This is a genomic window from Bradyrhizobium sp. AZCC 1693, assembly GCF_036924745.1.
Taxonomy (GTDB): Bacteria; Pseudomonadota; Alphaproteobacteria; order Rhizobiales; family Xanthobacteraceae; genus Bradyrhizobium.
Window position 1 is genome coordinate 4947981 of the sequence record NZ_JAZHSD010000001.1, and the last position, 23071, is coordinate 4971051.

A 23071-nucleotide genomic window follows, 5' to 3' on the forward strand; every position below is an offset into this window, starting at 1 on the left:
CTCCCTCAGAGCGTTTCGATCGTGACGTTGCGGTTGGTGTAGACGCAGATATCGGCGGCGATATCGAGGGCGCGGCGCACGATGGTCTCGGCATCCTTGTCGGTGTCGACCAGGGCGCGGGCGGCGGCGAGCGCGTAGTTGCCGCCGGAGCCGATCGCCATGACGCCTGCTTCCGGCTCCAGCACGTCCCCGGTGCCGGTCAGGACCAGCGAGACGTCCTTGTCGGCGACGATCATCATCGCCTCCAGCCGGCGCAGATAGCGGTCAGTCCGCCAGTCCTTGGCGAGTTCGACCGCCGCCCGGGTCAATTGCCCCGGATATTGCTCGAGCTTGCTTTCCAGCCGCTCGAACAGGGTGAAGGCGTCCGCCGTCGCTCCGGCAAAGCCGCCGATCACGTCGCCCTTGCCCAGTTTGCGGACCTTTTTGGCGTTGGCCTTGATGACGGTCTGGCCGATCGAGACCTGGCCGTCGCCGCCGATCACTACCTTGCCGCCCTTGCGGACCGTCAAAATCGTGGTCCCGTGCCAGATCGGCAGCGTATTCTCAGATGCTTGCATGCGTTGCCCTCGTTCCCGTCAGATTTAGGGGTTGGCAAGCAGGGTTACAATCGGGGCATTTCAGCCGGGATTCCACTCACCATGAGCCGAAGTTCGGCCCTTTAGGCGTCATCCCGCAGTAGCGAAGGCGATATCAGCCTGTTAAAAGGGCCGCGTTTTCGGCCCCCAGGCCGCCAAAGGGAAGCAGTTTTCATGCGCACAGCGTCCATCAAGCGCAAGACCAAGGAAACCGACATCGAGGTCGCGGTAAACCTCGATGGCACGGGCGTGTCCAAGGTTTCGACCGGTATCGGCTTTTTCGACCATATGCTCGACCTCCTGGCCAGGCATTCCCGCATCGACATCACGGTGAAGGCCGATGGCGACCTCCATGTCGATCACCACCACACCACCGAGGACGTCGGCATCGCGCTGGGGCAGGCCGTTAAACAGGCGCTCGGCACCATGGCCGGCATCACCCGCTATGCCTCGATCCACATGCCGATGGACGAGACGCTGTCGCGCGTCGTGATCGACATTTCGGGCCGGCCGGTGCTGGTGTTCAAGGTCGAATTTCCGCGCGACAAGGTCGGTCAGTTCGATACCGAGCTGGTGCGCGAATGGTTCAACGCCTTCACCATCAACGCCGGCGTGACTTTGCACGTCGAGACATTATATGGCGAGAACAGCCATCATATCGCCGAATCCTGTTTCAAGGGTCTGGCGAGGGCGCTTCGTGCCGCGGTTGCGATCGATCCGAGCGCGGCCGGCGAAGTGCCTTCCACCAAGGGTCAGCTCGGCGGCTGATTTCTTGTTTGCGTTTTTCGTTCGCGGCGGAGAGGTTCGATGCCGGTCTACACAGTGCATGCTCCCGTAGCCAACGGCGCCGATCTCGCGGCGGCCGACAAATTCGTGTTTGTGCGTGACGGCTTCCATTTCTGGGCCGCGGTCGCGAGCGTGATCTGGCTGTTGTGGCATCGGCTGTGGCTGGCGCTGATCGGCTGGATCGTTCTGATGATCGCCATCCAGTTCGGGATGTCGGCGCTGGGCGCCGCCCGTGGCACGATCTTCATGGCCGACGTCCTGATTGCGATACTGATGGGCCTCGAAGCGGCCAGCCTGCGGCGCTGGACGCTGTCGCGGCGCAAATGGCGCCAGCTCGACATCGTGGTCGCCGACGACGAGGAAACGGCCGAGCGCCGCTTCTTCGATCGCTGGACCGGCCGGCAGCGCGGGCTTAGCAACGATCAATGGGCGGTCGATCGCGGCGGACCGCCGCCGACCCGCAACATTCCGGGCCAGCCGTTCTCCAAACCGCCGCCGCCATTGCCGCAAGGCGGGATCATCGGCCTGTTTCCGGAGCCGGGAGGGCCGCGATGACCGTTGCGATCGTCGATTACGGCTCCGGCAATCTTCACTCGGCGGCAAAAGCTTTCGAGCGGGCCTCCCGGAGCATGGAAGAGCCGCAGAAGGTCGTTGTGACGCGTGATCCCGAGGCCGTGTTTCGCGCCGATCGTATCGTGCTGCCCGGCGTCGGCGCCTTCGCCGATTGCCGCCGCGGCCTCGACGCGGTCGACGGCATGCTGGAAGCGATGACCGAGGCCGTGCGCGTCAAGGCCCGGCCGTTCTTCGGCATCTGCGTCGGCATGCAGCTGATGGCCACGCGCGGCAAGGAGCACGTCGTAACCGACGGCTTCAACTGGATCGAGGGCGACGTCGAGAAGATCTCGCCGCGCGAGGAAAATCTGAAGATCCCGCACATGGGCTGGAATACGCTCGACATGATCCGCGAGCACCCCGTGCTGGAGCGGCTGTCGCTCGGGCCGAAGGGGCGCCACGCTTACTTCGTGCACTCCTATCACCTCAACGCCTCCAACGAGGCCGATGTGCTGGCGCGCGCCGATTACGGCGGGCCCGTGACGGCAATCGTCGGCAAGGACACCGCCATCGGTACGCAGTTTCACCCCGAGAAGAGCCAACGCTTCGGCCTGGCCCTGATCTCGAATTTCCTGAAGTGGAAACCGTGATTCTCTTTCCCGCTGTCGACCTGAAAAACGGCCAGTGCGTGCGCCTCGAACAGGGCGACATGGCGCGCGCGACCGTGTTCAACCTCGATCCCGCGGCGCAGGCGCGGTCCTTCGCCGAGCAGGGGTTCGAATATCTGCATGTCGTCGATCTCGACGGCGCCTTTGCCGGCAAGCCGATGAATGCGCTTGCCGTCGAGGCGATGCTGAAGGCGGTCACCATGCCGGTGCAGCTCGGCGGCGGCATTCGCGATCTCAAGACCGTCGAAGCCTGGCTCGACAAGGGCATCGCGCGCGTCATCATCGGCACCGCCGCGGTGCGCGATCCCGAACTGGTGAAGAGCGCCGCGAGGAAATTTCCCGGCCGCGTCGCTGTCGGCCTCGACGCCCGCGACGGCAAGGTTGCCGTCGAAGGCTGGGCCGAGACCTCGCAGGTGACCGCGCTCGAAATCGCTGAGCGATTCGAGGATGCCGGCGTCGCCGCGATCATCTTCACCGACATCGCACGCGATGGTCTGCTGAAAGGTCTCAATCTCGACGCCACGATCGCGCTGGCGGACCGCATCTCGATCCCTGTGATCGCCTCGGGCGGTTTCGCTTCGATCGACGACGTCAAGGCGCTGCTGCAGCCGCGCGCCAAAAAGCTCGCCGGCGCCATTGCCGGCCGCGCGCTCTATGATGGCCGGCTCGATCCGGCGGCGGCGCTGACGCTGATCCGCAACGCCCGCGCCGCGGCCTAGGAGTATTGCGATGTTCAAGGTTCGCGTCATCCCCTGTCTAGACGTCAAGGACGGAAGGGTGGTCAAAGGCGTCAATTTCGTCGACCTGCGCGATGCCGGCGATCCCGTGGAGGCGGCGATTGCGTATGACGCCGCCGGTGCCGACGAATTGTGCTTCCTCGACATTACCGCCACCCATGAAAACCGCGGCACCATGCTGGATGTCGTGCGGCGCACGGCGGAAGCCTGCTTCATGCCGCTGACGGTCGGCGGCGGGGTCCGCACCATCGACGACATCAAGACGCTTTTGCGCTCCGGCGCCGACAAGGTTTCGATCAATTCGGCTGCGGTCGCCAACCGCGAATTCGTCAAGCAGGCGGCCGAAAAATTCGGCGAGCAGTGCATCGTGGTCGCGATCGACGCCAAGCGGGTCAAGCGCGCCGCCGGGTCCGACCGCTGGGAGATTTTTACCCATGGCGGCCGCAACTCCACCGGGATCGACGCCATCGAATACGCGCAGGAAGTGGTATCGCTCGGCGCCGGCGAAATCCTGCTGACCTCGATGGACCGCGACGGCACACGGCAGGGCTTCGACCTGCCGCTGACGCAGGCCATCGCCGACAGTGTCCCCGTACCGGTCATCGCCTCCGGCGGCGTCGGCAATCTCGACCACCTGGTCGACGGCATCCGCCAGGGCCACGCCACCGCGGTGCTGGCGGCCTCGATATTCCACTTCGGCGAATTTACCATACGCCAAGCCAAGGAGCACATGGTGCGCGCCGGACTGCCGATGCGGCTCGATCCCTGACGACTCGCCGTCACAAAAGTGCTAAGTCCCTCTCTGGGACGGCGTCGCGGCCTTTGGCCGGGCGCGAGCGTTGAGTTCGGTTGATGTCGCGTTTCACGATCCACGATCTGGCCGCCACCATCGATGCAAGGGCCGCATCGGGAGGCGAGGCGTCCTACACCCGCAAATTGCTCGACAAGGGCGCGGAGCATTGCGCCAAGAAGCTGGGCGAGGAAGCGGTCGAGACCGTGATCGCCGCGGTCGAGAACGATCGCGGCCACCTGATCGCCGAAAGCGCCGATTTGCTGTTTCACCTGCTGGTGCTTTTGAAGGCACGCGGCGTCAAGCTCGACGAGGTCGAGGCCGCGCTGGCGCAGCGGACGTCGATGTCGGGGCTTGAGGAAAAGGCGTCGCGCAAGCGCGACTAGCCGAAGGGGCAGTTCATGGATATCCGGGCCACCGAACAGCAATACAACCCCTACCGCATCTTCACGCGCGAGCAGTGGGCGCGGTTGCGCGACGACACGCCGATGACGCTGGAGCCGGGCGAATTCGAGCGGCTGCGTTCGATGCACGACCGCCTCGACATGCAGGAGGTCGAGGACATCTATCTGCCGCTGTCGCGCCTGCTGTCGATCTATGTCGACGCCATGCACCGGCTCTACCAGGCGCAGCGCCAATTCCTCGCCATCCGCGACCGCAAGGTGCCCTACATCATCGGCGTCGCCGGCTCGGTGGCGGTCGGCAAATCGACCACCGCCCGCGTGCTGCAGGCGCTGTTGGCGCGCTGGTCGCCGCGGCCCAAGGTCGACCTGGTGACGACAGACGGTTTTCTGTTTCCCAATGCCGTGCTTGAGCGACAGGGACTGATGCAGAAAAAGGGCTTTCCCGAGAGCTACGATCTGCCGATGCTGCTGTCGTTTCTCTCCGACATCAAGGCCGGCCGCCGGCCGGTGCGCGCGCCGGTTTACTCCCATCTGGTCTACGACATCGTGCCGAACGAGTGGATCGAGATCGATCGTCCCGACATCCTGATCGTCGAGGGCGTCAATGTGCTGCAGACCGGCCGCCTGCCGCGCGACGGCAAGGCGGTGCCCGTGGTGTCGGACTTCTTCGACTTCTCGGTCTATATCGATGCCGAGGAGCCGGTGCTGCGCGAATGGTATGTGCGGCGCTTCCTCGCACTCCGGGATACCGCGTTCCACGATCCCAAATCGTACTTCCATCGCTACGCAGTGCTCTCGGACGAGGAGGCCACGGCGACCGCGATCGCGATCTGGGAACGCACCAACCTCGCCAATCTCGAGGACAATATTCTGCCGACCCGGCCGCGCGCGACGCTGATCCTGAAAAAGCGCGCCGATCACCTGGTCGAGACGGTGGCGCTGCGGCGGCTGTAATCTCTCTGTCGTCCCTGCGAACGCACTAGTAGATGCACAGATCTTGACTGCGACGGAATGACTCGGCCTTTTGATTTAGCCTTCCCCGGCGCCGGGGCGGCGTGATTCTGTGTGTGGCACTTCGATTCTGTTGAGGTGCCAGATGTTGAACGAACAATTCAGGCTTGGTCGGTTCGGGGACGGTCGTCTCGATAAAGGGGGGCGGCCCTGCTCGAAGGAATGGTCACGCGCGCCAGTTCGTGCTTGCGGCGAGCGGCGGCGGGTGATCGGGCCAAGATCGTCCAATTCGGCCGATTTCTCGCCAATGAGAATGTGACCCTGGAAGCGCTGCTCGCAGGCTGGGGTGAACAAACGGCCGTTGCAGTGGCTGGCCGGCACGTGCTGGCGATCCAGGATACAAGCGAGATCAATTTTAGAACCAAGCCCGAGCGCCGGCGCGGGCTGGGTGAGATCGGCAAAGGGACCGGCCACGGTTTGCTGTTGCATGCAATGGCCACCGTAGATGCCGACAGCGACGCATGTCTGGGTCTGGTTGCCGGGAAGATTTGGACGCGCCAAGGCCGGGTGACGGTTCCGCATGACAAGCGGCCGCTGGAGCAGAAGGAATCGGAGCGTTGGATCAGCACGGCCAATCGAGCCAAGCAGGTATTGTCTGCGGCCGCGATGGTCACGGTGATCGATGATCGCGAGGGCGACATCTATGCCAAATGGGCGAGCGTATCGGACTCAAACTTTCATCTGCTGACGCGGAGCATGCATGATCGCGTGCTGGCGGACGGGGCAAGCATGTATGCCACCGCCGCCAGCTGGCCCATCGTCGACACCGCGACCATTGATGTTGTGGCGCGTGCCGATCGACCCGCCCGGCAAGCCAAACTCATGCTGCGTTTCGGTCGGGTCACCCTCAAACGGCCGCAGAAGGCATCGTCCGATTTACCCAAGACGGTCGAGCTTACTCTGGTCGAGGTCGCTGAAGTCGATCCGCCAGCAGGCGTCGAGCCGCTGCATTGGTACCTGCTGACGACCCATGACGTGAGCGATGTCGCGTCCGCCTGGCAGATCGTTAATTGGTACAAAAAGCGCTGGATTATCGAGCAACTGTTTCGCCTGATCAAAACTCAGGGTCTCCAGCTCGAAGACAGCCGGATCGAAACGGCCGATCGGCTGCTCAAGCTCACCGCGATTGCCGCCAAAGCTGCCGTTATGATCCTGCAACTCGTTCAGGCTCGCGACGGACGCAGCGCCGAGCCCGCCAGCAACGCGTTCAATGAAGAGCAGATCAAACTCCTCGCCGCGCTTGCCACCAAATACGAGGGCAGGACCGCACTCCAAAGCAATCCACATCCGCCGCAAAGCCTGGCTTGGGCCTCATGATCATCGCTCGCCTCGGCGGATGGGACGGATACCCACGCACCAAACCGGGACCCATCACCATGCGGCATGGCCTCCAATACTTCTTAGGCGTGGCGGCGGCGTGGGCAACCCTCAAAGATGTGCGAATCAACTAGTGCGAACGCAGGGACCCATACGCCGCAGCTTTTCGTTGGGCAGGCGGCCAAACGACCTTCTTTGCTTATCACTAAACCCTGTGATTATGGGCCCCTGCTTTCGCAGGGGCGACGGTGGGACTGTTTTGCCACCTCACGCCGCGATGTGTCGTGACGCGATGAGGCCGGCAAGCGCGTCGGCGAGTTTCTCGCGATCGAGCGGCTTGATCAAAAATCCGTCCATGCCGGCTTCGAAGCAGGCGTAGCGGTCTTCCACCAGCGTGTTGGCGGTGAGCGCGAGGATCGGCGTCCGGCTTCCCGGTTCGCCGGCCTCGAGGGTGCGAATCCGCTTGGTGGTTTCGATGCCGTTGAGTTGCGGCATCTGGATGTCCATCAGGACGAGGTCGTAGGGGGTGTCAGCGGATTTCGCTGACAGCCAGGACTCCAGCGCCTCGGCCCCGTTGGTGGTGATCACGGCGTGGTGGCCGAGCCGGCCGAGCAGCGAGCGGATCAATAGCGCATTGATCTGATTGTCTTCGGCTACCAGGATCGACAGGCCCTTGGCCGACGGCGCGGCAGCCGTCTCGATCGGGTCGATGGCCGGCTCCAGGCTCGGCGCGGCCACTTCGGGCGCGGTCGTCAGGCGGGCTGCGAGTGACGCCGCGCGCAGCGGCTTGACCAGATAGCCGGTGAAGGCGGAGATGGCGTCCGGCTTCAATTCGTGCCGCGTCGCCGGCGTAAACATCACGATACGCTGCATGGCGTGCAGGCGCGCGGCCTCACCGAGCCGTTCGATATCGGCCAGCCCCAGTGCGTGATCGATCAGCACGGCGTGCCAGGGCCGCTCGGGCAGCAGGGCCTCGGCGACGTCGGCGTCGGAAAGCATGCAGGTCTGCCCGCCCCAGCGCTGCAGCCGCCGCACGGTCAGCGAGGCTTCGATGCTCTGCGGCGAGACCAGCATGATCGACTGGCCGGAGAGATCCGGCGCCGCGAAAGGCGCTTGTTCGCCGTCGGCGGCGATAAGCGGGATCGACACTTCGAATGTCGAGCCGGCGCCCGGCTGACTTTCCAGCGTGATGCGGCCGCCCATGCGCTTGACGATGCGATCGGAGATGCTCAGGCCAAGTCCGGTGCCGCCATAGCTGCGGGCGATCTTGTCGTCGGCCTGTTCGAACTCACGGAAGATCCGCTCGCGCGCCTCGGGCGCGATGCCGATTCCGGTGTCGCGCACCAGGAAACTGATCTCATTGGGCCAGATGCCGGGTTCGACGATCAGGGCGACGCCGCCGGCCGAGGTGAACTTGATGGCGTTGCCGGCGAGATTGAGCAGCACCTGCCGCAACCGCGCCGCGTCGCCGATCACGTGCGTCGGCAGCCGCTCGTCGACATAGGCGGCAATCTCGATTTTCTTGGCCTCCGCGCGCGGCGCCAGCAATTCGGTGATGTCCTCGATCATGCCTGACAACGCGAACGGGCGATGCTCGAGATCGATCTTGCCGGCCTCGATCTTGGAGTAATCCAACAGCTCCTCGATCAGCGAGAGCAGCGCGTCGCCGGAAGTCTTTACCGCCTTGACATAGGTCGCCTGTTCCGGCGTCAGCGGCGTATCCATCAACAGGCCGCTCATGCCGATGATGCCGTTGAGCGGCGTCCGGATTTCATGGCTCGCCATCGCGAGGAAGCGCGACTTGGCGCGGCTTGCCGCGTCGGCTTGGTCGCGGGCCTCCGTCAGCGCGCGCTCGCTTTCGGTGCGATCGGTGACGTCGCGGCCGACGCTTTGCATTTCCGCCGGTCCTCCGGCGTCGTTGCGGACGAGACCCTCGCGCCACGCGATCCAGCGCGGACCAAGCGGACCCGCGATCTGCTGGTCGTGAACGCGGGTGCCGTTCGGTTCGAGCGCGGTGTCGCCCTGTTCGAGGACTTCAAGCGCGAAGCGGGTGCCGATCAGCGCGTCGCGCGGCATCTGTGCGAGCTCGCAATAGGCATCGTTGGCGTAGGTGATCCGGGCCTCGGCGTCGCGCAGCACGATCAGATCGCCTTGCGCTTCGAACAGGCGGCGCGCGCGCTGCTCGGCCTCCTGCAATTCCCAGTTTCGGTCGGCCAGCGCTTCATTATGCAGCGCGACCTTGCGCATCTTCTTGCGCAACAGGCGAAGCCGGACACTCAGGGCCGCGAGCGCGACGCAGGCGATCGCAAACAGAAAGGTGACGCCGATCGCAAAGGTGTGCGGGTCATAGCCGGAATTTTCGGTCTTGCTTCCGGCGATGAATCCATAGGCCGCGCCGAACACGATCGAGAAGATCATGAAGGAGCGCAGCGTGAAGACCAGCCAGGGATGCCGGCGGCCGAAACGGCGAAAGCGAAGTTTGATCCGGAAGGTCCGTCCCATCGCCATTGACCCTGAGATTGCTGTTTGAACCAAGCCGGCAGTCGCCGTCTGTCTTGGAGAGACGATGCGTCGCCGACATTGCAAAGTGCTTGAGGTTAACCGCGGCTGTCGGCCACGATGAGAACATGGTGAATAAAGTGTTAAAGCGACGCCGCTTCGACGCGATGGCGGTCGGCGCGGGCGCCGACGATCAGGGCGGCGGCATCGAGCAGCGAAAAGCTCTTCGAGGACACGAAGATCCGGTAGTCGGCCGGTCCATCCCGCGAAAGATAGATGACGGGATCGGAGGGCGAGGGATTGCGGGAGATCGCGACCAGCCGCGGCGGGGCGTTGCTCTCGCAGGCGCCGGCTTCCGCCGTATCGATATCGTCGATCACGGCGAAGTCGGCCGCTTCTGCGTTGTCGGAAATCTGGACCCGCACCGTCGCGTGGGAAGGATCGTTGGTGAAACCGACGTGGCGGTGTGCCTGCCAGGACAGAGCGGCGATCTGGACGGACGTGCCTGCGATCTCGATACAGGGCCGCGGTCCCGTCAAAAACTCGCCGCGCGCGAACAGGGCGGCAATCGCCAGCGGAACAACCGAGGCCAGGATCTTCAAACGCAACATGACACGCTACTCGCTCACCATAAGCCCGCGACAGGGGGCTTATGGTTGGCAGAGAGTAAAGGAAACTAGTTACCGCCGTATTGACGCGGGTTGTTTTTGTGAGGCGCAGCATCCTGATAGCGAGTGGGGGTGACGCCGTAGGTACATAACGGAAAGTCGTCATACCCCGCGAAGGCGGGGGGTATCCAGTACGCCGAGGCTTCTCGATTCAATCACTGCTGTCTCTGGAATACTGGATCGTCCGCCCCAGTGTGCAATTGCGCACAAGGCGGACGATGACAACTGAATATGGGGCGGCGATCTCGCGGCGCATTGCGCCCGAGGTTTGCTTGAGAAACTTCCCGCCCTCCTGTTCAGAGGGCGCAGGGAAGACCGGGTGCGCGCCGCACCCGCGGTCTCGCGTGCCAATGCACATGGCAAAAGGCGGCACACGAGCATACAGGTTCGGCGGGAGCATCCCGGCCTTCCCTGCGCAATGACTTTACGGCTTATTTCGTGCTCTTCCCGGAGAACGGCTCTTTTGCCTCCGTCGCCCGCGCTTCGTATCGCAAGCTTAACGCCAGCACCGCGGCGCCCGAACCACACGACCTCACCGTACGCTCAAGCCGCACACGTCAGTCGCAGCCCTCGCGTCCATCGCATCTCACCGCACGTTCGTGACGATGGCCAACGCCCCTCATCTGCCGTGAGACGCGCGGAGTTATGCCGCTGATTTGGCCCGCGGGTTAAGCGAAATATTTTTGATTCCCGGCCTTGACACGATTTCGGAAAATCAGAAGTGATTTTGCCGGAGAGGCACCCGAACGACCCGTGGAGAGGCTGACCTACGCCGCCTTGCGCAAATCCTCCGCCAGTGCGCGATACGACAACGCCTCCGCCAGATGCAGCCGGCCGATTTTTTCCGCGCCGTCGAGGTCGGCGAGCGTGCGCGCGACGCGCAGCACGCGGTGATAGCCACGCGCGGTCAGCTTCATGGTCTCGGCGGCGTCGCGCAAAAGCTTTTGCCCCTGCGCATCCGGTTGCGCGATCGTTTCCAATAGCGAAGCCGGCGCTTCGGCGTTGGTGCGGACATGCGGCATGCCGGCATCCGCATAGCGCGCAAGCTGGAGGCCGCGGGCGGCCGCAACGCGGGCGGCGACTTCCGCGGAGCCTTCGGAAGGCGGCGGCAGGATCAGATCGGCGGCGGTGACCGCCGGAACCTCGATGCGCAGGTCGATGCGATCCATCAGCGGGCCGGAGATTCGCATCTGGTAATCTGATGTGCAGCGGTCGACCGGTGCGCGCTTGCAGGAATAGCCGGGCTCATAGGCATGGCCGCAGCGGCACGGGTTCATCGCCGCGACCAGCATGAAGCGGGCCGGATAGGTGACGCGGTGATTGGCGCGGGACACCGAGACCTCGCCGTTTTCCAATGGCTGGCGCAGCGAATCGAGCACGCGCGCATCGAACTCCGGCAGTTCGTCGAGGAACAGCACGCCCTGATGCGAAAGCGAAATCTCACCGGGTTTGGCGCGCATGCCGCCGCCGGTGAGCGCCGCCATGCTGGCCGAATGATGCGGCGCGCGAAACGGCCGCCGCGCCGTCAATGCTCCGTCTCGGATTTCGCCGGCGACGGAGGCGATCATCGAGACTTCCAGCAGTTCGGAGGGCGACAGCGGCGGCAGGATCGAAGGCAACCGCGCTGCCAGCATCGACTTGCCCGCGCCGGGCGAGCCGATCATCAGCAGATGATGCCCGCCGGCCGCCGCGATCTCGAGCGCGCGTTTGGCGCTTTCCTGGCCCTTGATGTCGCGCAGGTCGAGATGCGTCGCCTCCGGCTCGTGCACCTTCGGCTGCGGCCGCGACAGCACTTGCGTGCCTTTGAAATGGTTGGCGATCTGGATCAGCGATTTTGCCGCGATGATCTGGATATCGGGGCTTGCCCAGGCGGCTTCCGTTCCGCACGCCGCCGGACAGATCAGGCCTTCCTCGCGCGCATTCGCCCCGATCGCGGCCGGCAGCACGCCCGCCACGGCGGCGATCGAGCCATCGAGTCCGAGTTCGCCGAGCACGGTAAAGCCGTTGAGCGCGTCCGGCGGGATCGCGCCGATCGCGGCCATCAGGCCGAGCGCGATCGGCAGATCGTAATGGCTGCCTTCCTTCGGCAGGTCGGCCGGAGCCAAATTGACGATGATCCGCCGCGCCGGCAGCGCCAGCCCCGAGGCGATCAGCGCCGAGCGCACCCGCTCGCGCGCCTCGGACACCGCCTTGTCGGGAAGACCCACGATCGCAAACGCCGGCAAGCCGGGCGCGACCTGCACCTGCACGTCGACCGCGCGGGCCTCGATCCCCTCAAAGGCTACCGTAGAAACCCGCGCAACCATGCCTGCCCCTCGTGACGCAATCAAAGGTAGCGGGGAACCTTGGGGAAAGTCAAGAACGTTACGGGAACGGAGGCGCAAAAGGTCCAAGCCGGATCACCGAGGCATTGGCGCTTCACTCCAGCCTAGCGTTCCGTTCGCATGTACGGGTTCTGCTCTGACACAAGCTTCAGCGCCGGATCATCGGCGAGAATGCGCGCCTCCCGGGTCTCCGCGGGCGTCGCGTTCTGCGGGTGACCCCACAAGCTCCACACTCCCAGCCCCACGACGAGCATGCCAGCGCCAATAGCCACAAAGTCTTTGGTCATTTGCTGGGCCTCCATACCGGCTGCCAAGCTGTCGCGACGCGAGCTTCATCCTCGCTCAGGAAAGACCAATTTCGGCGGTCCGCGATTGTTCCTAAGACATGCCCGTTCGATAAATGCCTCTGAAGAGGCGTCTACGCCACGCACGCGAGCGCTTATTGCCGATCGGGGGCCGGCCTTGTCGACCGGTCCCCCGGGGCCGTCTACTCCCCTCAGAGCTCCATCTTCATCGGCTCGGGATAATAATGGAATCCATCGCCGGTCTTGGCGATGTGGCCATAGCCTGGCCAGGCAAAGTGATAGGACATGACCGGGGTCTTGTTGGCCGCGATTGTGTCGAGCAACTTTACCCGGGTCCCCGCCGCCTGTTTCGGGTCGGTGTCGTAGGAAAACTCCATCCGCGGCTTTTCGAGCAACAGCACGGCGTGGTGCGTGAGATCGCCGAGGAAGGCGAAGGATTTGCCTGATGACGTCACCATGAAGATGGTGTGGCCCACGGTGTGGCCGGGCGCCGCGATCGCCTGCACGCCGGGCAAGAATTCCTGGCCGTCCTTGATGAACACGATGCGATCGCGCACCGGCATCAGGTTCTTGCGGGCGTGAACCACGAAATCCTTCAAGGGACTGCCGAGCTTGCCTTCATCGGTCCAGAACTCGAAGTCGCTCTGGGTGATGTAATATTGCGCGTTGGGGAATAACGGCTTGTCGTCGGCGCCGACGATGCCGCCGATATGATCGATATGGGCGTGCGACAGTACCACGGCGTCGATATCGCCCGGCTTGATCCCGGCTTCCGCCATGCTCTTCTGCTGGCGGCCCGTGGTCGGCCCGAATGCTTTCGACGTGCCCATGCCGGTGTCGAACAGGATCAGTCTGTCTCCGTTGTTTACGATCGGCGAGTTCTGCTCGAGCACGACATTGTCGGGATTGAGGAAGTTGTCGGAGAGCATCTTCCTCACTTCTTCATCGGGCACGCCAACGAAGGTGCCCTTGGGAGGGCCGAGCGGCAGCGTGCCGTCGGATACGACGGTCACTTCGGCGTCGCCGAGGATGAAGCGGTGCCAGTAGGGCGTCTGCGTGCCGAGCTTTGGTGCCTTGGCCAGCGCGCTGCCGCCGAGCATCGTTGAGGCGCTGAGACCCACACCGAGTCCTGCGCCGAGCGCAAGCAAAGACCGTCGCGAAAGATTCGTCGTCATGCGTCTTCCTCCCACTGATTTTTATAGATTGCAGTAGATGCCCGGACGGATTCATCCGTGGCTACAGGCTGCGCCCGCATCGCAAAATTGGCAAGCGGGATGAGAGAGCACGACAGGAATGTGAAAATGCGATGGCGCAGCGCAGCGTTATTTCGCGCCATGCTTCCTTGTGCGCGAAGCAACGAATCGCATCCTGAAATCATGCCGGCCGGTGGGCCATTTCCTTCCGTTGCCCGGCGGGATTATATGTATCGGCAACCCACGAGGTCAGGCCGATGCCAGACACCATCCTGTCGCCACAGCGGATCGCCACCGAAGCCTTCACCGACGCGGCCGCGGCGGTCGACCGTCTCGCCGAAATCTACGAACGTAACGTCAGCTTCCTGCGCGCCGCTTTTGAAGCGTATATCCGCGGCGACCCGCTCGCCAGACGCGTGCGTGCCGTCTATCCATTTGTCAGGATCACCACAGGAACTCACGCCCGCCTCGACTCGCGCCTCTCTTATGGCTTTGTCTCGGGCCCAGGCATCTACGAGACGTCGGTGACGCGGCCGGATCTTTTTCGCGGGTATTTCATCGAGCAGATCGGGCTTCTCGTGCAGAACCACGGTGTGCCAGTCGAGATCGGCGAATCGGACGAACCGATCGCGATTCACTTTGCCTATCGACGCGACATCAACATCGCAGCGAGTGTAGCCACTCGCGACCGGCCGCTGCGGGATCTGTTCGACACGCCCGATCTCGCTACCATCGACGACGCGATCGTCAACGGCACGCTGCCTGCCGGCCCGCGACAGCCGCTCGCGATGTTCCGTGCTGCGCGTGTGGATTATTCGCTGCACCGGCTCTACCACTATACGGGAACGGATCCGGAGCACTTCCAGAACTTCGTGATCTTCACCAATTATCAATTCTATGTCGACGCCTTCGCACGCATCTGCCGCGAGCGCATGGCGGCCGGCGATCCGGTGGCGGATGCCTTCGTCGAGCCGGGTAACGTCATCACGGCCAGAGCGGGCTTCGACGCCCAAGATCCCACGCACGCGCCGCCGGAGCGCCTGCCGCAGATGCCGGCTTTTCATCTGGTTCAGCAGGCGACCCGCGGCATCACCATGATCAACATTGGCACCGGCCCGTCGAATGCGCGCAACATCACCGACCACGTCGCAGTGCTTCGGCCCCATGCCTGGTTGATGCTCGGCCATTGTGCGGGGCTGCGCAACACGCAGAAGCTCGGCGATTACGTCCTCGCTCACGGATATGTCCGCGAGGATCACGTGCTGGATGAGGAGTTGCCGCTGTGGGTGCCGGTTCCGGCGCTGGCCGAGATGCAAGTCGCGCTCGAGCAGGCCGTCGGCGAAGTGACGGGGCTGAGCGGGTTTGAGCTCAAACGGGTGATGAGGACCGGAACGGTTGCCAGCGTCGACAACCGGAATTGGGAGCTCGGTGACCACGTGGCGACCATCCGGCGCCTGTCGCAGTCGCGTGCCATCGCCCTCGACATGGAATCGGCAGCCGTGGCCGCCAACGGGTTCCGCTTCCGCGTACCGTACGGCACCTTGCTTTGCGTATCGGACAAGCCGCTGCATGGCGAGATCAAATTGGCCGGCATGGCCGGAGACTTCTACCGCCACCGCGTCGGCCAGCACCTTGAGATCGGCCTTCGAGCGCTGGAAAAGCTCAAGTCCCAGGAACGGGAACGGCTGCATTCGCGCAAGCTGAGGAGCTTTGCCGAGGTTGCGTTCCAGTAAGCGATGGGACCCGGATTTCTGCCGGCGTCATCGATGAACGGTGGCTCGCCTGAGCGACGCCTACCAATCGTCGTACATCCACTCCCTCGGGTATCGAGGTCGCGCTCTCGCCTGCGGTGTCCGCTCGGGCTTGCGCAGGGTCGGGGCCGGCTGCGCCGGAGGCGGTGACGCTCTGGGCGGGCCCTGCTCGGAAACCTTCGCGAGCACGCGTTTCATCTCTTCCTGGCTCGCCTTGAGCTCCGCAATGGCTTTTGAATTGTCGCTGGCGATCTGCTGCTGGTTCGCCTTCAGCTGTTCGATGTTTCGCTCCAGATTCGCGAGATCGCGCGCCATGGTTTGCAGCAACTGTGTTTGATCGGGAAGCGCTGCGGGTGCTGTCGGCGCGGCCTCTTGCGGTGCGGCCTGGGCCAGGGTTGTTGTTTGCGGTGGTGTTGCTTGCGCTGGGGCTGACTCCGCCGCGGCCACTTGAAAGGTGGATGGAGCGGATGGCGCGGAAGACGGCAGATTTTCCGGCGGCAATGATGGCGTTGAAACGGGCTGCGGCGCCCAACGGGCGACAATCAGCGTGGGCCCGTCGCCATAAGATAATAGCAAAACCAGAAGGGCAACGACAGTGATGCACGCCGCCAGGGACAAGCCGACGAGGGTCAGGAGCGCCGGCCTTCCTTCTGGTGGTGGCCGGCCAGGTTGGTGCGGGCGAGATCCTGCCGAAGGTGGACGCGCGTCATCGCGCTCCATTTTTGCAAGCTGTTCAGTCAGACGCGTGAGCTGTTCGTCTGCGCGCTTGATCTGTTCGTGAGCGTGCGCGAGCCGTTCATCGGCGCCCGCGACCGGGGCATCGTGGGGTTTAATTTCTTTCGGATCAGGCGTGGAGTTCATTGGCGTTTCCCTTTCCGTCCAATGTCATCCGAAGGTATCCGGTCGACCAGCCGCCAGCACCCCAGTTTTGTCCAAAGAATGGCCGTATGATGGAGAGAATCGCCGCATGACGGAAGATGCGGAATCACATGGCGTGGCGTCTGCTCCGGTTCCATTTAGCTTTAGCCGGCCCGGAGGCGCACCCAATTCATGCGGCCGAGGTCAGGCCGCACCGCGTTGGCCGAAGGCGTCAGTTCATGTTGCGCGAGGAGAAGTTATTTCCCGCCGCGCTTCTTCTCGATGGCATCCCAGATCTTTCCAGCGACGTCCGGCCCGCCGAGCCGGGCGATGGCGCGGATGCCGGTGGGGCAGGTGACGTTGATCTCGGTAAGATTGCCGTCGATCACGTCGATGCCGACGAACAACAATCCTCGCTCGCGCAGAGCGGGGCCCAGCGTGTCGCAGATTTCGCGTTCGCGCTCCGAGAGTTCGGTCGCCTGCGCGGCGCCGCCGCGGACCATGTTGGAGCGCAGATCGTCCGGGGCGGGCACGCGGTTGACGGCGCCGGCGAATTCGCCGTCGACCAGGATGATGCGCTTGTCGCCGTTCTTCACTTCGGGAAGGAAGCGCTGGATCACCCAGGGCTCGCGGAAGGTGACCGAGAACATGTCGAACAGCGAACCGAAATTCATGTCCTGCGGCATGACGCGAAACACCGCGGCGCCGCCATGGCCGTGCAGCGGCTTCATGACAACGGCGCCATGCTCGTCGCGGAACGAATTGATTTCGTCGAGGTCGCGCGAGATCAGCGTCGGCGGCATCAGCTGCGGAAAGTTGAGCACGAACATCTTTTCCGGCGCGTTGCGTACGCTGGCCGGATCGTTGACGACCAGCGTCTTGGGATGGATTCGTTCCAGCAAATGCGTCGAGGTGATGTAGGCGATATCGAACGGCGGCTCCTGCCGGAGCAGGACGACGTCGAAATTGGTCAGCGGCTCGCGTTTGGGTTCGCCAAGGGTAAAATGGTCGCCGATTTCGTCGCGCACGGTGAGCTTTTGCATCGGCGCCACCAGCTCCTCGCCGCGCAGCGAAAGCTTGTCGGGAGTGTAATAAGAGATGCTGTAGCCGCGCTTTTGCGCTTCGAGCAACAGCGCAAAGGTCGAATCGCCGCGGATGTTGATACGCGCGATGGGGTCCATCTGGACGGCGATATTCAATTTCATAGGTGGGGGTCCGGGTCTCTGGAGGGGTTCTTACTAAGTGCTGGCATCGAATGCCGCTAACAGATGGCGTGGCAGACGCCGCGGCGCAATCAGGATGGCGTCAAATCGCAGCTCAAATTCGGCATGCTCGGGATGCGCCATCAGCCACCCTTGCGCGGCATCGATGATGCGGGCCTGCTGGCGCGGGGTCACGGCGTAGGCGGCGTCATCAAGGCTGGCTCGTGCCTTGACCTCGACGAAGGCGACCAGATTGCGCTTCTTCGCTACCAGGTCGATTTCGCCATAGGGGGTGCGGAAGCGCTTTGCCAAGATGCGGTAGCCCTTGGCCATCAGAAAGGCGGCGGCGCGGCTTTCGGCCGAAAGCCCGGTGCGGAAGGCTGCGACCCGCTCCGGCGCGGCGAGTTTTGCCGCAGCGTCGGGTGGCTGTGTGCCTTCAATCTTCGCCATGCTCGCCTCTGGTTTCTTTCGCGAGCTCCAGCGCGCGAGCGTAGACCTCGCGGCGTGGCCGCCCCGAGAGCTCGACCGCATGCGCCACGCTATCCTTGACGCTGTCGCGCGCAAGCGAGGCACGCAACAGGTCATCTAGATCATGCTGCGTCATGACCCCTTCATCGGCGCGCGGCGGGCCGATCACGAGGACGAACTCGCCGCGGGTTTCCAGTTGATCGGCGGCCTTCGCCAGCTCCGCGATCGGCGCACGTGTGATGTCCTCGTGCAGTTTTGTGAGTTCGCGGCAGATCGCGGCGTCGCGCCCGCCCATGATGTCAGAAAGATCGGCGAGCGTGTCCTGCACGCGGTTGCCGGATTCGAACATGACGAGCGTAGCGTCGATCCGGGCAAGCTCCGCGAGCCGCGTCCGCCGCGAGACTTCCTTGGCGGGCAAGAATCCCTCGAAGAAGAACCGGTCTGTCGGCAGTGCGGCGACCGAAAGCGCGGTCAGCACCGAGGACGCGCCCGGCACCGCGATCACGGCATGGCCGGCGGCGCAGACCTCGCGCACCAGCTTGAAGCCGGGGTCCGATATCAAGGGCGTGCCGGCATCCGACACCAGCGCGATCGAGGCGCCGTGCGCCAGCTTTTCCAGAATTTTCGGCCGCGCCATCGCCGCGTTGTGCTCGTGATACGGCTTGAGCTCCGCCGAGATCGCATAGCGCTCGGTCAGGCGGCGGGTGATGCGGGTGTCCTCGCAGGCGATGATGTCGACGCCGGCCAATGTCTCCAGCGCGCGCAAGGTAATGTCGCCGAGATTGCCGATCGGCGTTGCCACCAGATAGAGGCCGGGAACCGGCTTTGGGGCATTCAGGATGTGGCCGCGGATCGAAAATGTCCTGTTGGCCGAACCCGGTTCGGTGTCGGAGCCGTAGTTGGAACTGGGTTTTGCGCGCATAATGGCAATCTAAAGGGGCTTTGGTGCCAGCGCCATATCCGGCGGGAGGGAGACAAGGCTGAAAGTTCCCCGCGACATACAACGTGCGACGGGTCCGTAATCCTTTTGTTTTGGTTAACTAATCCTCGACAATATTGCAGAATCCCGCATGTGGGTTCAGTAGCGGTTCAGGTGCCTCGGCCCAGAAAGCCGGAATCCTGGCCGACGGCGGTCGGTCAAGAGAAGAGACAAGATGGTAGGCCCGCTCAATCCCAAGCCCGGATCTCCGGATCTCCGGCTATCGGGACCGACCCGCCGGACGGCGGTTGGTCTTATTCTCGGTGCGCCCCTGCTCGGCGCCTGCGCCGGCGGCCCGGTTTCGAACCCGTTCGCTACTCCCCAGCCTGAGGGACCCGCAGGCCCGCAGCAACAGCCGCTTGCGGTCGGCAACGGGCAGGTCAAGGTCGGCCTGATCCTGCCGCTCTCGGCCGCCGGCAATGCCGGCGTCGCCGCGCAATCGATGAAGAACGCGGCCGAGATGGCGCTGGCGGAATTCCAGAATCCGAATATCCAGCTTCTGATCAAGGATGACGGCGGCAGCCCGCAAGGCGCCCAGCAAGTCACTCAGCAGGCGCTCGGCGAGGGCGCGGAAATCATTCTGGGCCCGCTGTTCGCGGCCTCGGTGCCGGCGACCGCGCAACTGACGCGCGCGCGCGGCGTTTCGGTGATTGCGTTCTCGACCGACTCGAGCGTCGCCGGACGCGGCGTCTATCTCCTGAGCTTCCTGCCCGAATCCGACGTCAACCGGATCGTCGATTATTCCGCCAGCATCGGAAAGAAATCTTTCGCGGCGCTATTGCCCGACAACGCTTACGGCAATGTGGTGGAAGCAGCTTTCAAGCAGGCGGTCGGCCGCAAGGGACGCATCGTCGCCTTCGAGAAATATAGCGTCGATCGCTCGGCCGCGGCGCGGACGGTGGCGCAGTCGCTCGGCTCGGCGGATGCGCTGTTCATCGCCGACGACGGCGAATCGGTTGTGGCGACAGCGGATGCCTTGACCGCGGCGGGCGCGAACTTGCGCAACATCCAGTTGCTCGGCACCGGGCTGTGGGACAATCCGCGCGTCTATGCGAGTCCCGTGCTGCAGGGCGGGCTCTATGCCGCGCCGGATCCGTCGGGCTTCCGCGCCTTCTCCGGCCGCTACCGCGCCAAATACGGCGCCGATCCCGTGCGCACCGCAACGCTCGCCTATGACGCGGTCGCACTCGTCGCCGCACTATCGAAGCAGGGCAGCCAACGTTTTGCGCCGGAAACGCTGACCAACCCGTCGGGCTTTGCCGGCATCGACGGCCTGTTCCGCTTTCGCTCCGACGGCAGCAATGAGCGCGGCCTTGCAGTGATGAAGGTCGCCAGCGGCGGCAGCACGCCGGTCGCGGGCTCGCCGAAGAGCTTTGGCGCGTAGGCTCTCGAAAAGTCGTGAGGCGTGAACTCTCCACGAGTCGTCCCTGCGAACGCAGGAACGACGGCGGTTACGCCGCCAAATCCGCGACCACCGCGTCCAGCACGGGGAAACCGTCTTTCGTCACGCGCAGCCTGCCGTCGGCGTCGACGCTGATCGCGCCTTCCTCGCGCAAGATCGCGATCCGGCTCGGGTCGAGGGCGCGGCCGGACAACGCCGTATAGCGTTTGGGGTCGATGCCTTCCGCAAGCCGCAATCCCATCAGCAGAAACTCATCGGCGCGCTCTTCGCTGTTGAGCGAATCGTCGGTCACGACGCCATGGCCGTTGGCCTCGACGCGCATCAGCCAGGCCTCGGGGCGCTTTTCGGTTGCGGTCGCATGTCTCGCGCCGTCGATGTCCAGCCGCCCATGCGCGCCAGGGCCGATGCCGGCATATTCGTCACCGCGCCAATAGACGAGGTTATGCTGGCATTCCGCACCTGCACGGGCGTGGTTGGAAATCTCGTAGGCCGGCAGGCCGCGATGCGCGCAGACTTCCTGCGTCACATCGTAGAGCGCGCGCGCAACCGCCTCGTCCGGGGTCTTCAATTTTCCTGCCGCATGCAGGCCGAAGAACGGCGTGCCTTCCTCGATGGTGAGCTGGTACAGCGAGAGATGCTCGGCGGCTTCGGAAATCGCGAGCTTCAATTCGTCGGCCCACATCTGCGGCGTCTGATCGGGGCGGGCGTAGATCAGGTCGAACGAGTAGCGGTCGAACGCGCTGCGGGCGATCGCGACCGCGTCCAGCGCCTCGCGCGCGCTGTGCAATCGTCCGAGTGCTTTCAGCGAGGCGTCATCGAGCGCCTGCACGCCGAGCGAGACACGGTTGACGCCCGCTGCGCGATAGCCGCGAAACCGCGTAGCTTCCACGCTGGTCGGATTGGCCTCCAGCGTCACCTCGACATTGTCGGCGACGCGCCAATGCTTGCCGATCGAATCCAGGATGGAGCCTACGGTCTGCGGCTGCATCAGCGACGGCGTGCCGCCGCCGAGAAAGATCGACGTGACGGTGCGTCCCGGCGCGCGCGCCGCTGAGGTTTCGATCTCGCGCGCAAACGCACGGGCAAATCTTTCCTCGTCGATCGGCGCGTGGCGGACGTGGCTGTTGAAATCGCAATACGGGCACTTTGACAGGCAGAACGGCCAGTGCACGTAGACGCCGAAGGCGGCTCGCTTCGCGTAATGGCGTTCGGCGCTAGCCAAGGCAGATCTCCGCCAATTTGACGAAGGCGCGCGCCCGGTGCGACAGGCCGAGTCCGAGCGGCGGCAGGCCATGTTTCTCGATCGAGGTCATCTCGCCAAAGGTCCTGACGTGCCCGTCGGGCAGGAAAGCCGGATCATAGCCGAAACCGGCGGTGCCGCGCGGCGGCCATACCAGAGTTCCATCGGCCCGGGCCTCGACCTCTTCGAGATGGGCGTCGGGCCAGGCAACGCACAGCGCCGACACGAAATGCGCCTTTCGCTTGTCCGGCGTGGTGGCGCCGCGTTCCTGCAGCAGGCGCTCGATCCGGCTCATCGCCGCCATGAAATCCTTGCCCTCGCCGGCCCAGCGCGCCGAGTAGATCCCAGGCGCGCCGTCCAGCGCATCGACCACAAGGCCGGAATCATCGGCAAAGGCCGGCAGTTGTGCCGCTTTCGCCGCTGCGATCGCCTTCATCGCCGCATTGGCCCGAAACGTCTGACCGGTTTCCTCGGGCTCAGCCAGGCCCAGCTCGCCTGCGGAAACGGCCTCGACGCCATGCGGCGCCAGCAATTCCCGCATCTCGGCGAGCTTGCCGGGATTGTGGGTCGCGATCACGAGGGCGCCGGTGATTCGACGGTGCATGTGGGATCAGACTACGCGACGGCCAGCTTCTGCAAGTCCACCAGACGCGCGACACCCCTGCGCGCCAGTTCCATCAGCGCCAGGAACTCGTCCTGCGAGAACGGCGTCTTTTCGGCAGTGCCCTGTACCTCGATGATGCGGCCGTCGCCGGTCATGACGAAATTGGCGTCGGTCTCGGCCTCGGAATCCTCGGCATAATCGAGGTCCAATACCGGTGTACCCTGATAGATGCCGCAGGAGATCGCGGCGACATTGTCGCGCAGCACGCTGGCCTTGATCATGTTGCGGCTTTTCATCCACGAGATGCAGTCGGCCAGCGCCACCCAGGCGCCGGTGATCGAGGCGGTGCGGGTGCCGCCATCGGCCTGAATCACGTCGCAATCGACCGTGATCTGGCGTTCGCCGAGCGCTTCGAGGTCGACGGCTGCGCGCAAGGAGCGGCCGATCAGCCGCTGGATCTCGACGGTGCGCCCGCCCTGCTTGCCGGCGGCGGCCTCGCGGCGGGTGCGCTCCAGCGTGGCGCGGGGCAGCATGCCGTATTCGGCGGTGACCCAGCCGCGGCCCTGGCCCTTCAGCCACGGCGGCATCCGCTCTTCCAGCGTGGCGGTGACCAGCACATGGGTATCGCCGAATTTCACCATGCAGGAACCTTCGGCATATTTGACCACGCCGCGTTCCAGCGACACGGGGCGCAGCTGATCGGGCGCACGGCGGCTTGGCCGCATAGGAAGTCCTTTC

At 64.2% G+C, this 23071-nt stretch carries 23 protein-coding genes; 10 read left to right on the forward strand and 13 right to left on the reverse strand.

Features of this window, described 5'->3' with window-relative positions; genetic code table 11:
- Window positions 1-5: 5 nt before the first annotated feature.
- On the reverse strand, window positions 6-557 hold the full coding sequence (gene hslV, locus V1293_RS23615) for an ATP-dependent protease subunit HslV (RefSeq protein WP_334512649.1): 552 nt from the start codon (window positions 555-557) through the stop codon (window positions 6-8).
- Window positions 558-749: 192 nt separating this feature from the next.
- On the opposite strand from hslV, the gene hisB reads away from it, so the two are divergent.
- The 8 genes from hisB (at window position 750) to V1293_RS23655 (ending at window position 6840) form a co-directional block, all read left to right on the forward strand.
- The gene (gene hisB / locus V1293_RS23620) at window positions 750-1343 is read left to right on the forward strand and encodes an imidazoleglycerol-phosphate dehydratase HisB (RefSeq protein WP_334512651.1); all 594 of its coding nucleotides are present in this window, start codon (window positions 750-752) and stop codon (window positions 1341-1343) included.
- Between the two features lie 39 nt (window positions 1344-1382).
- Window positions 1383-1916 (forward strand): DUF2628 domain-containing protein, encoded by a 534-nt coding sequence (locus V1293_RS23625; protein WP_334512653.1) that lies wholly within the window; start codon window positions 1383-1385, stop codon window positions 1914-1916.
- Window positions 1913-2563: an imidazole glycerol phosphate synthase subunit HisH gene (gene hisH / locus V1293_RS23630; RefSeq protein ID WP_334512655.1), complete on the forward strand. Its 651-nt coding sequence runs from the start codon at window positions 1913-1915 to the stop codon at window positions 2561-2563. The genes V1293_RS23625 and hisH overlap by 4 nt, the downstream gene beginning before the upstream one ends.
- Window positions 2551-3300, forward strand: coding sequence for a 1-(5-phosphoribosyl)-5-[(5-phosphoribosylamino)methylideneamino]imidazole-4-carboxamide isomerase (gene hisA, locus V1293_RS23635; protein WP_334512657.1), 750 nt, complete (start codon window positions 2551-2553; stop codon window positions 3298-3300). The genes hisH and hisA overlap by 13 nt, the downstream gene beginning before the upstream one ends.
- A gap of 10 nt (window positions 3301-3310) precedes the next feature.
- Window positions 3311-4087 (forward strand): imidazole glycerol phosphate synthase subunit HisF, encoded by a 777-nt coding sequence (gene hisF, locus V1293_RS23640; protein WP_334512658.1) that lies wholly within the window; start codon window positions 3311-3313, stop codon window positions 4085-4087.
- A gap of 83 nt (window positions 4088-4170) precedes the next feature.
- Window positions 4171-4494, forward strand: coding sequence for a phosphoribosyl-ATP diphosphatase (locus V1293_RS23645; RefSeq protein ID WP_334512660.1), 324 nt, complete (start codon window positions 4171-4173; stop codon window positions 4492-4494).
- A gap of 15 nt (window positions 4495-4509) precedes the next feature.
- Window positions 4510-5466, forward strand: coding sequence for a type I pantothenate kinase (coaA, locus tag V1293_RS23650; protein ID WP_334512662.1), 957 nt, complete (start codon window positions 4510-4512; stop codon window positions 5464-5466).
- A 219-nt stretch (window positions 5467-5685) separates the two neighbouring features.
- Entirely contained in the window at window positions 5686-6840 is a 1155-nt protein-coding gene (locus V1293_RS23655; RefSeq protein ID WP_334512664.1) for an IS4 family transposase, read from the forward strand.
- A gap of 267 nt (window positions 6841-7107) precedes the next feature.
- On the opposite strand, the gene V1293_RS23660 is transcribed toward V1293_RS23655, so the two are convergent.
- The 5 genes from V1293_RS23660 to V1293_RS23680 form a co-directional block, all read right to left on the reverse strand.
- On the reverse strand, window positions 7108-9342 hold the full coding sequence (locus V1293_RS23660; RefSeq protein WP_334512665.1) for a PAS domain-containing hybrid sensor histidine kinase/response regulator: 2235 nt from the start codon (window positions 9340-9342) through the stop codon (window positions 7108-7110).
- Between the two features lie 140 nt (window positions 9343-9482).
- Complete coding sequence (locus V1293_RS23665; protein ID WP_334512667.1) at window positions 9483-9950, reverse strand: hypothetical protein; 468 nt, start codon at window positions 9948-9950, stop codon at window positions 9483-9485.
- 824 nt (window positions 9951-10774) lie between these two features.
- A complete protein-coding gene (locus V1293_RS23670) occupies window positions 10775-12313 on the reverse strand; it encodes a YifB family Mg chelatase-like AAA ATPase (protein ID WP_334512668.1) in 1539 nt (512 codons plus the stop codon).
- 122 nt (window positions 12314-12435) lie between these two features.
- Window positions 12436-12618: a hypothetical protein gene (locus V1293_RS23675; RefSeq protein ID WP_334512670.1), complete on the reverse strand. Its 183-nt coding sequence runs from the start codon at window positions 12616-12618 to the stop codon at window positions 12436-12438.
- 209 nt (window positions 12619-12827) lie between these two features.
- Window positions 12828-13811 carry an MBL fold metallo-hydrolase gene (locus V1293_RS23680; RefSeq protein WP_334512672.1) on the reverse strand — a complete coding sequence of 328 codons (984 nt, stop codon included), beginning with the start codon at window positions 13809-13811 and terminating at the stop codon, window positions 12828-12830.
- A gap of 275 nt (window positions 13812-14086) precedes the next feature.
- Here V1293_RS23680 and V1293_RS23685 point away from each other — a divergent pair, with 275 nt between their 5' ends.
- Window positions 14087-15562, forward strand: coding sequence for an AMP nucleosidase (locus V1293_RS23685; protein ID WP_334512674.1), 1476 nt, complete (start codon window positions 14087-14089; stop codon window positions 15560-15562).
- A 60-nt stretch (window positions 15563-15622) separates the two neighbouring features.
- On the opposite strand, the gene V1293_RS23690 is transcribed toward V1293_RS23685, so the two are convergent.
- The 4 genes from V1293_RS23690 to rsmI all read right to left on the reverse strand — a co-directional run bounded on the left by V1293_RS23690 (window position 15623) and on the right by rsmI (window position 19030).
- Window positions 15623-16441 carry a hypothetical protein gene (locus V1293_RS23690; protein ID WP_334512676.1) on the reverse strand — a complete coding sequence of 273 codons (819 nt, stop codon included), beginning with the start codon at window positions 16439-16441 and terminating at the stop codon, window positions 15623-15625.
- A gap of 254 nt (window positions 16442-16695) precedes the next feature.
- Window positions 16696-17643 carry a glutathione synthase gene (gshB, locus tag V1293_RS23695; protein WP_334512678.1) on the reverse strand — a complete coding sequence of 316 codons (948 nt, stop codon included), beginning with the start codon at window positions 17641-17643 and terminating at the stop codon, window positions 16696-16698.
- A 33-nt stretch (window positions 17644-17676) separates the two neighbouring features.
- A complete protein-coding gene (locus V1293_RS23700; protein ID WP_334512680.1) occupies window positions 17677-18090 on the reverse strand; it encodes a YraN family protein in 414 nt (137 codons plus the stop codon).
- The gene (gene rsmI / locus V1293_RS23705) at window positions 18077-19030 is read right to left on the reverse strand and encodes a 16S rRNA (cytidine(1402)-2'-O)-methyltransferase (protein WP_334512682.1); all 954 of its coding nucleotides are present in this window, start codon (window positions 19028-19030) and stop codon (window positions 18077-18079) included. Before rsmI ends, V1293_RS23700 begins: the two co-directional genes overlap by 14 nt.
- Before the next feature lie 232 nt (window positions 19031-19262).
- Here rsmI and V1293_RS23710 point away from each other — a divergent pair, with 232 nt between their 5' ends.
- On the forward strand, window positions 19263-20471 hold the full coding sequence (locus V1293_RS23710; RefSeq protein ID WP_334512684.1) for a penicillin-binding protein activator: 1209 nt from the start codon (window positions 19263-19265) through the stop codon (window positions 20469-20471).
- A gap of 67 nt (window positions 20472-20538) precedes the next feature.
- On the opposite strand, the gene hemW is transcribed toward V1293_RS23710, so the two are convergent.
- From hemW to rph, 3 genes are read right to left on the reverse strand one after another with little or no spacing between them, the layout of a single operon-like run.
- Window positions 20539-21711 (reverse strand): radical SAM family heme chaperone HemW, encoded by a 1173-nt coding sequence (hemW, locus tag V1293_RS23715; protein WP_334512686.1) that lies wholly within the window; start codon window positions 21709-21711, stop codon window positions 20539-20541.
- Window positions 21704-22333 carry an RdgB/HAM1 family non-canonical purine NTP pyrophosphatase gene (rdgB, locus tag V1293_RS23720; protein WP_334512688.1) on the reverse strand — a complete coding sequence of 210 codons (630 nt, stop codon included), beginning with the start codon at window positions 22331-22333 and terminating at the stop codon, window positions 21704-21706. Before rdgB ends, hemW begins: the two co-directional genes overlap by 8 nt.
- Window positions 22334-22344: 11 nt before the next feature.
- Window positions 22345-23058, reverse strand: a complete 714-nt coding sequence (rph, locus tag V1293_RS23725; protein WP_334512690.1) for a ribonuclease PH — start codon at window positions 23056-23058, stop codon at window positions 22345-22347.
- Window positions 23059-23071: the final 13 nt, after the last annotated feature.

Coding starts and splice junctions, on each gene's coding strand:
- hslV (WP_334512649.1), bottom strand. CDS start 557: ATGCAAGCATCTGAGAATACGCTGCCGATCTGGCACGGGACCACGATT.
- hisB (WP_334512651.1), top strand. CDS start 750: ATGCGCACAGCGTCCATCAAGCGCAAGACCAAGGAAACCGACATCGAG.
- V1293_RS23625 (WP_334512653.1), top strand. CDS start 1,383: ATGCCGGTCTACACAGTGCATGCTCCCGTAGCCAACGGCGCCGATCTC.
- hisH (WP_334512655.1), top strand. CDS start 1,913: ATGACCGTTGCGATCGTCGATTACGGCTCCGGCAATCTTCACTCGGCG.
- hisF (WP_334512658.1), top strand. CDS start 3,311: ATGTTCAAGGTTCGCGTCATCCCCTGTCTAGACGTCAAGGACGGAAGG.
- V1293_RS23645 (WP_334512660.1), top strand. CDS start 4,171: ATGTCGCGTTTCACGATCCACGATCTGGCCGCCACCATCGATGCAAGG.
- coaA (WP_334512662.1), top strand. CDS start 4,510: ATGGATATCCGGGCCACCGAACAGCAATACAACCCCTACCGCATCTTC.
- V1293_RS23655 (WP_334512664.1), top strand. CDS start 5,686: ATGGTCACGCGCGCCAGTTCGTGCTTGCGGCGAGCGGCGGCGGGTGAT.
- V1293_RS23660 (WP_334512665.1), bottom strand. CDS start 9,342: ATGGGACGGACCTTCCGGATCAAACTTCGCTTTCGCCGTTTCGGCCGC.
- V1293_RS23665 (WP_334512667.1), bottom strand. CDS start 9,950: ATGTTGCGTTTGAAGATCCTGGCCTCGGTTGTTCCGCTGGCGATTGCC.
- V1293_RS23670 (WP_334512668.1), bottom strand. CDS start 12,313: ATGGTTGCGCGGGTTTCTACGGTAGCCTTTGAGGGGATCGAGGCCCGC.
- V1293_RS23675 (WP_334512670.1), bottom strand. CDS start 12,618: ATGACCAAAGACTTTGTGGCTATTGGCGCTGGCATGCTCGTCGTGGGG.
- V1293_RS23680 (WP_334512672.1), bottom strand. CDS start 13,811: ATGACGACGAATCTTTCGCGACGGTCTTTGCTTGCGCTCGGCGCAGGA.
- V1293_RS23685 (WP_334512674.1), top strand. CDS start 14,087: ATGCCAGACACCATCCTGTCGCCACAGCGGATCGCCACCGAAGCCTTC.
- V1293_RS23690 (WP_334512676.1), bottom strand. CDS start 16,441: ATGAACTCCACGCCTGATCCGAAAGAAATTAAACCCCACGATGCCCCG.
- gshB (WP_334512678.1), bottom strand. CDS start 17,643: ATGAAATTGAATATCGCCGTCCAGATGGACCCCATCGCGCGTATCAAC.
- V1293_RS23700 (WP_334512680.1), bottom strand. CDS start 18,090: ATGGCGAAGATTGAAGGCACACAGCCACCCGACGCTGCGGCAAAACTC.
- rsmI (WP_334512682.1), bottom strand. CDS start 19,030: ATGCGCGCAAAACCCAGTTCCAACTACGGCTCCGACACCGAACCGGGT.
- V1293_RS23710 (WP_334512684.1), top strand. CDS start 19,263: ATGGTAGGCCCGCTCAATCCCAAGCCCGGATCTCCGGATCTCCGGCTA.
- rdgB (WP_334512688.1), bottom strand. CDS start 22,333: ATGCACCGTCGAATCACCGGCGCCCTCGTGATCGCGACCCACAATCCC.
- rph (WP_334512690.1), bottom strand. CDS start 23,058: ATGCGGCCAAGCCGCCGTGCGCCCGATCAGCTGCGCCCCGTGTCGCTG.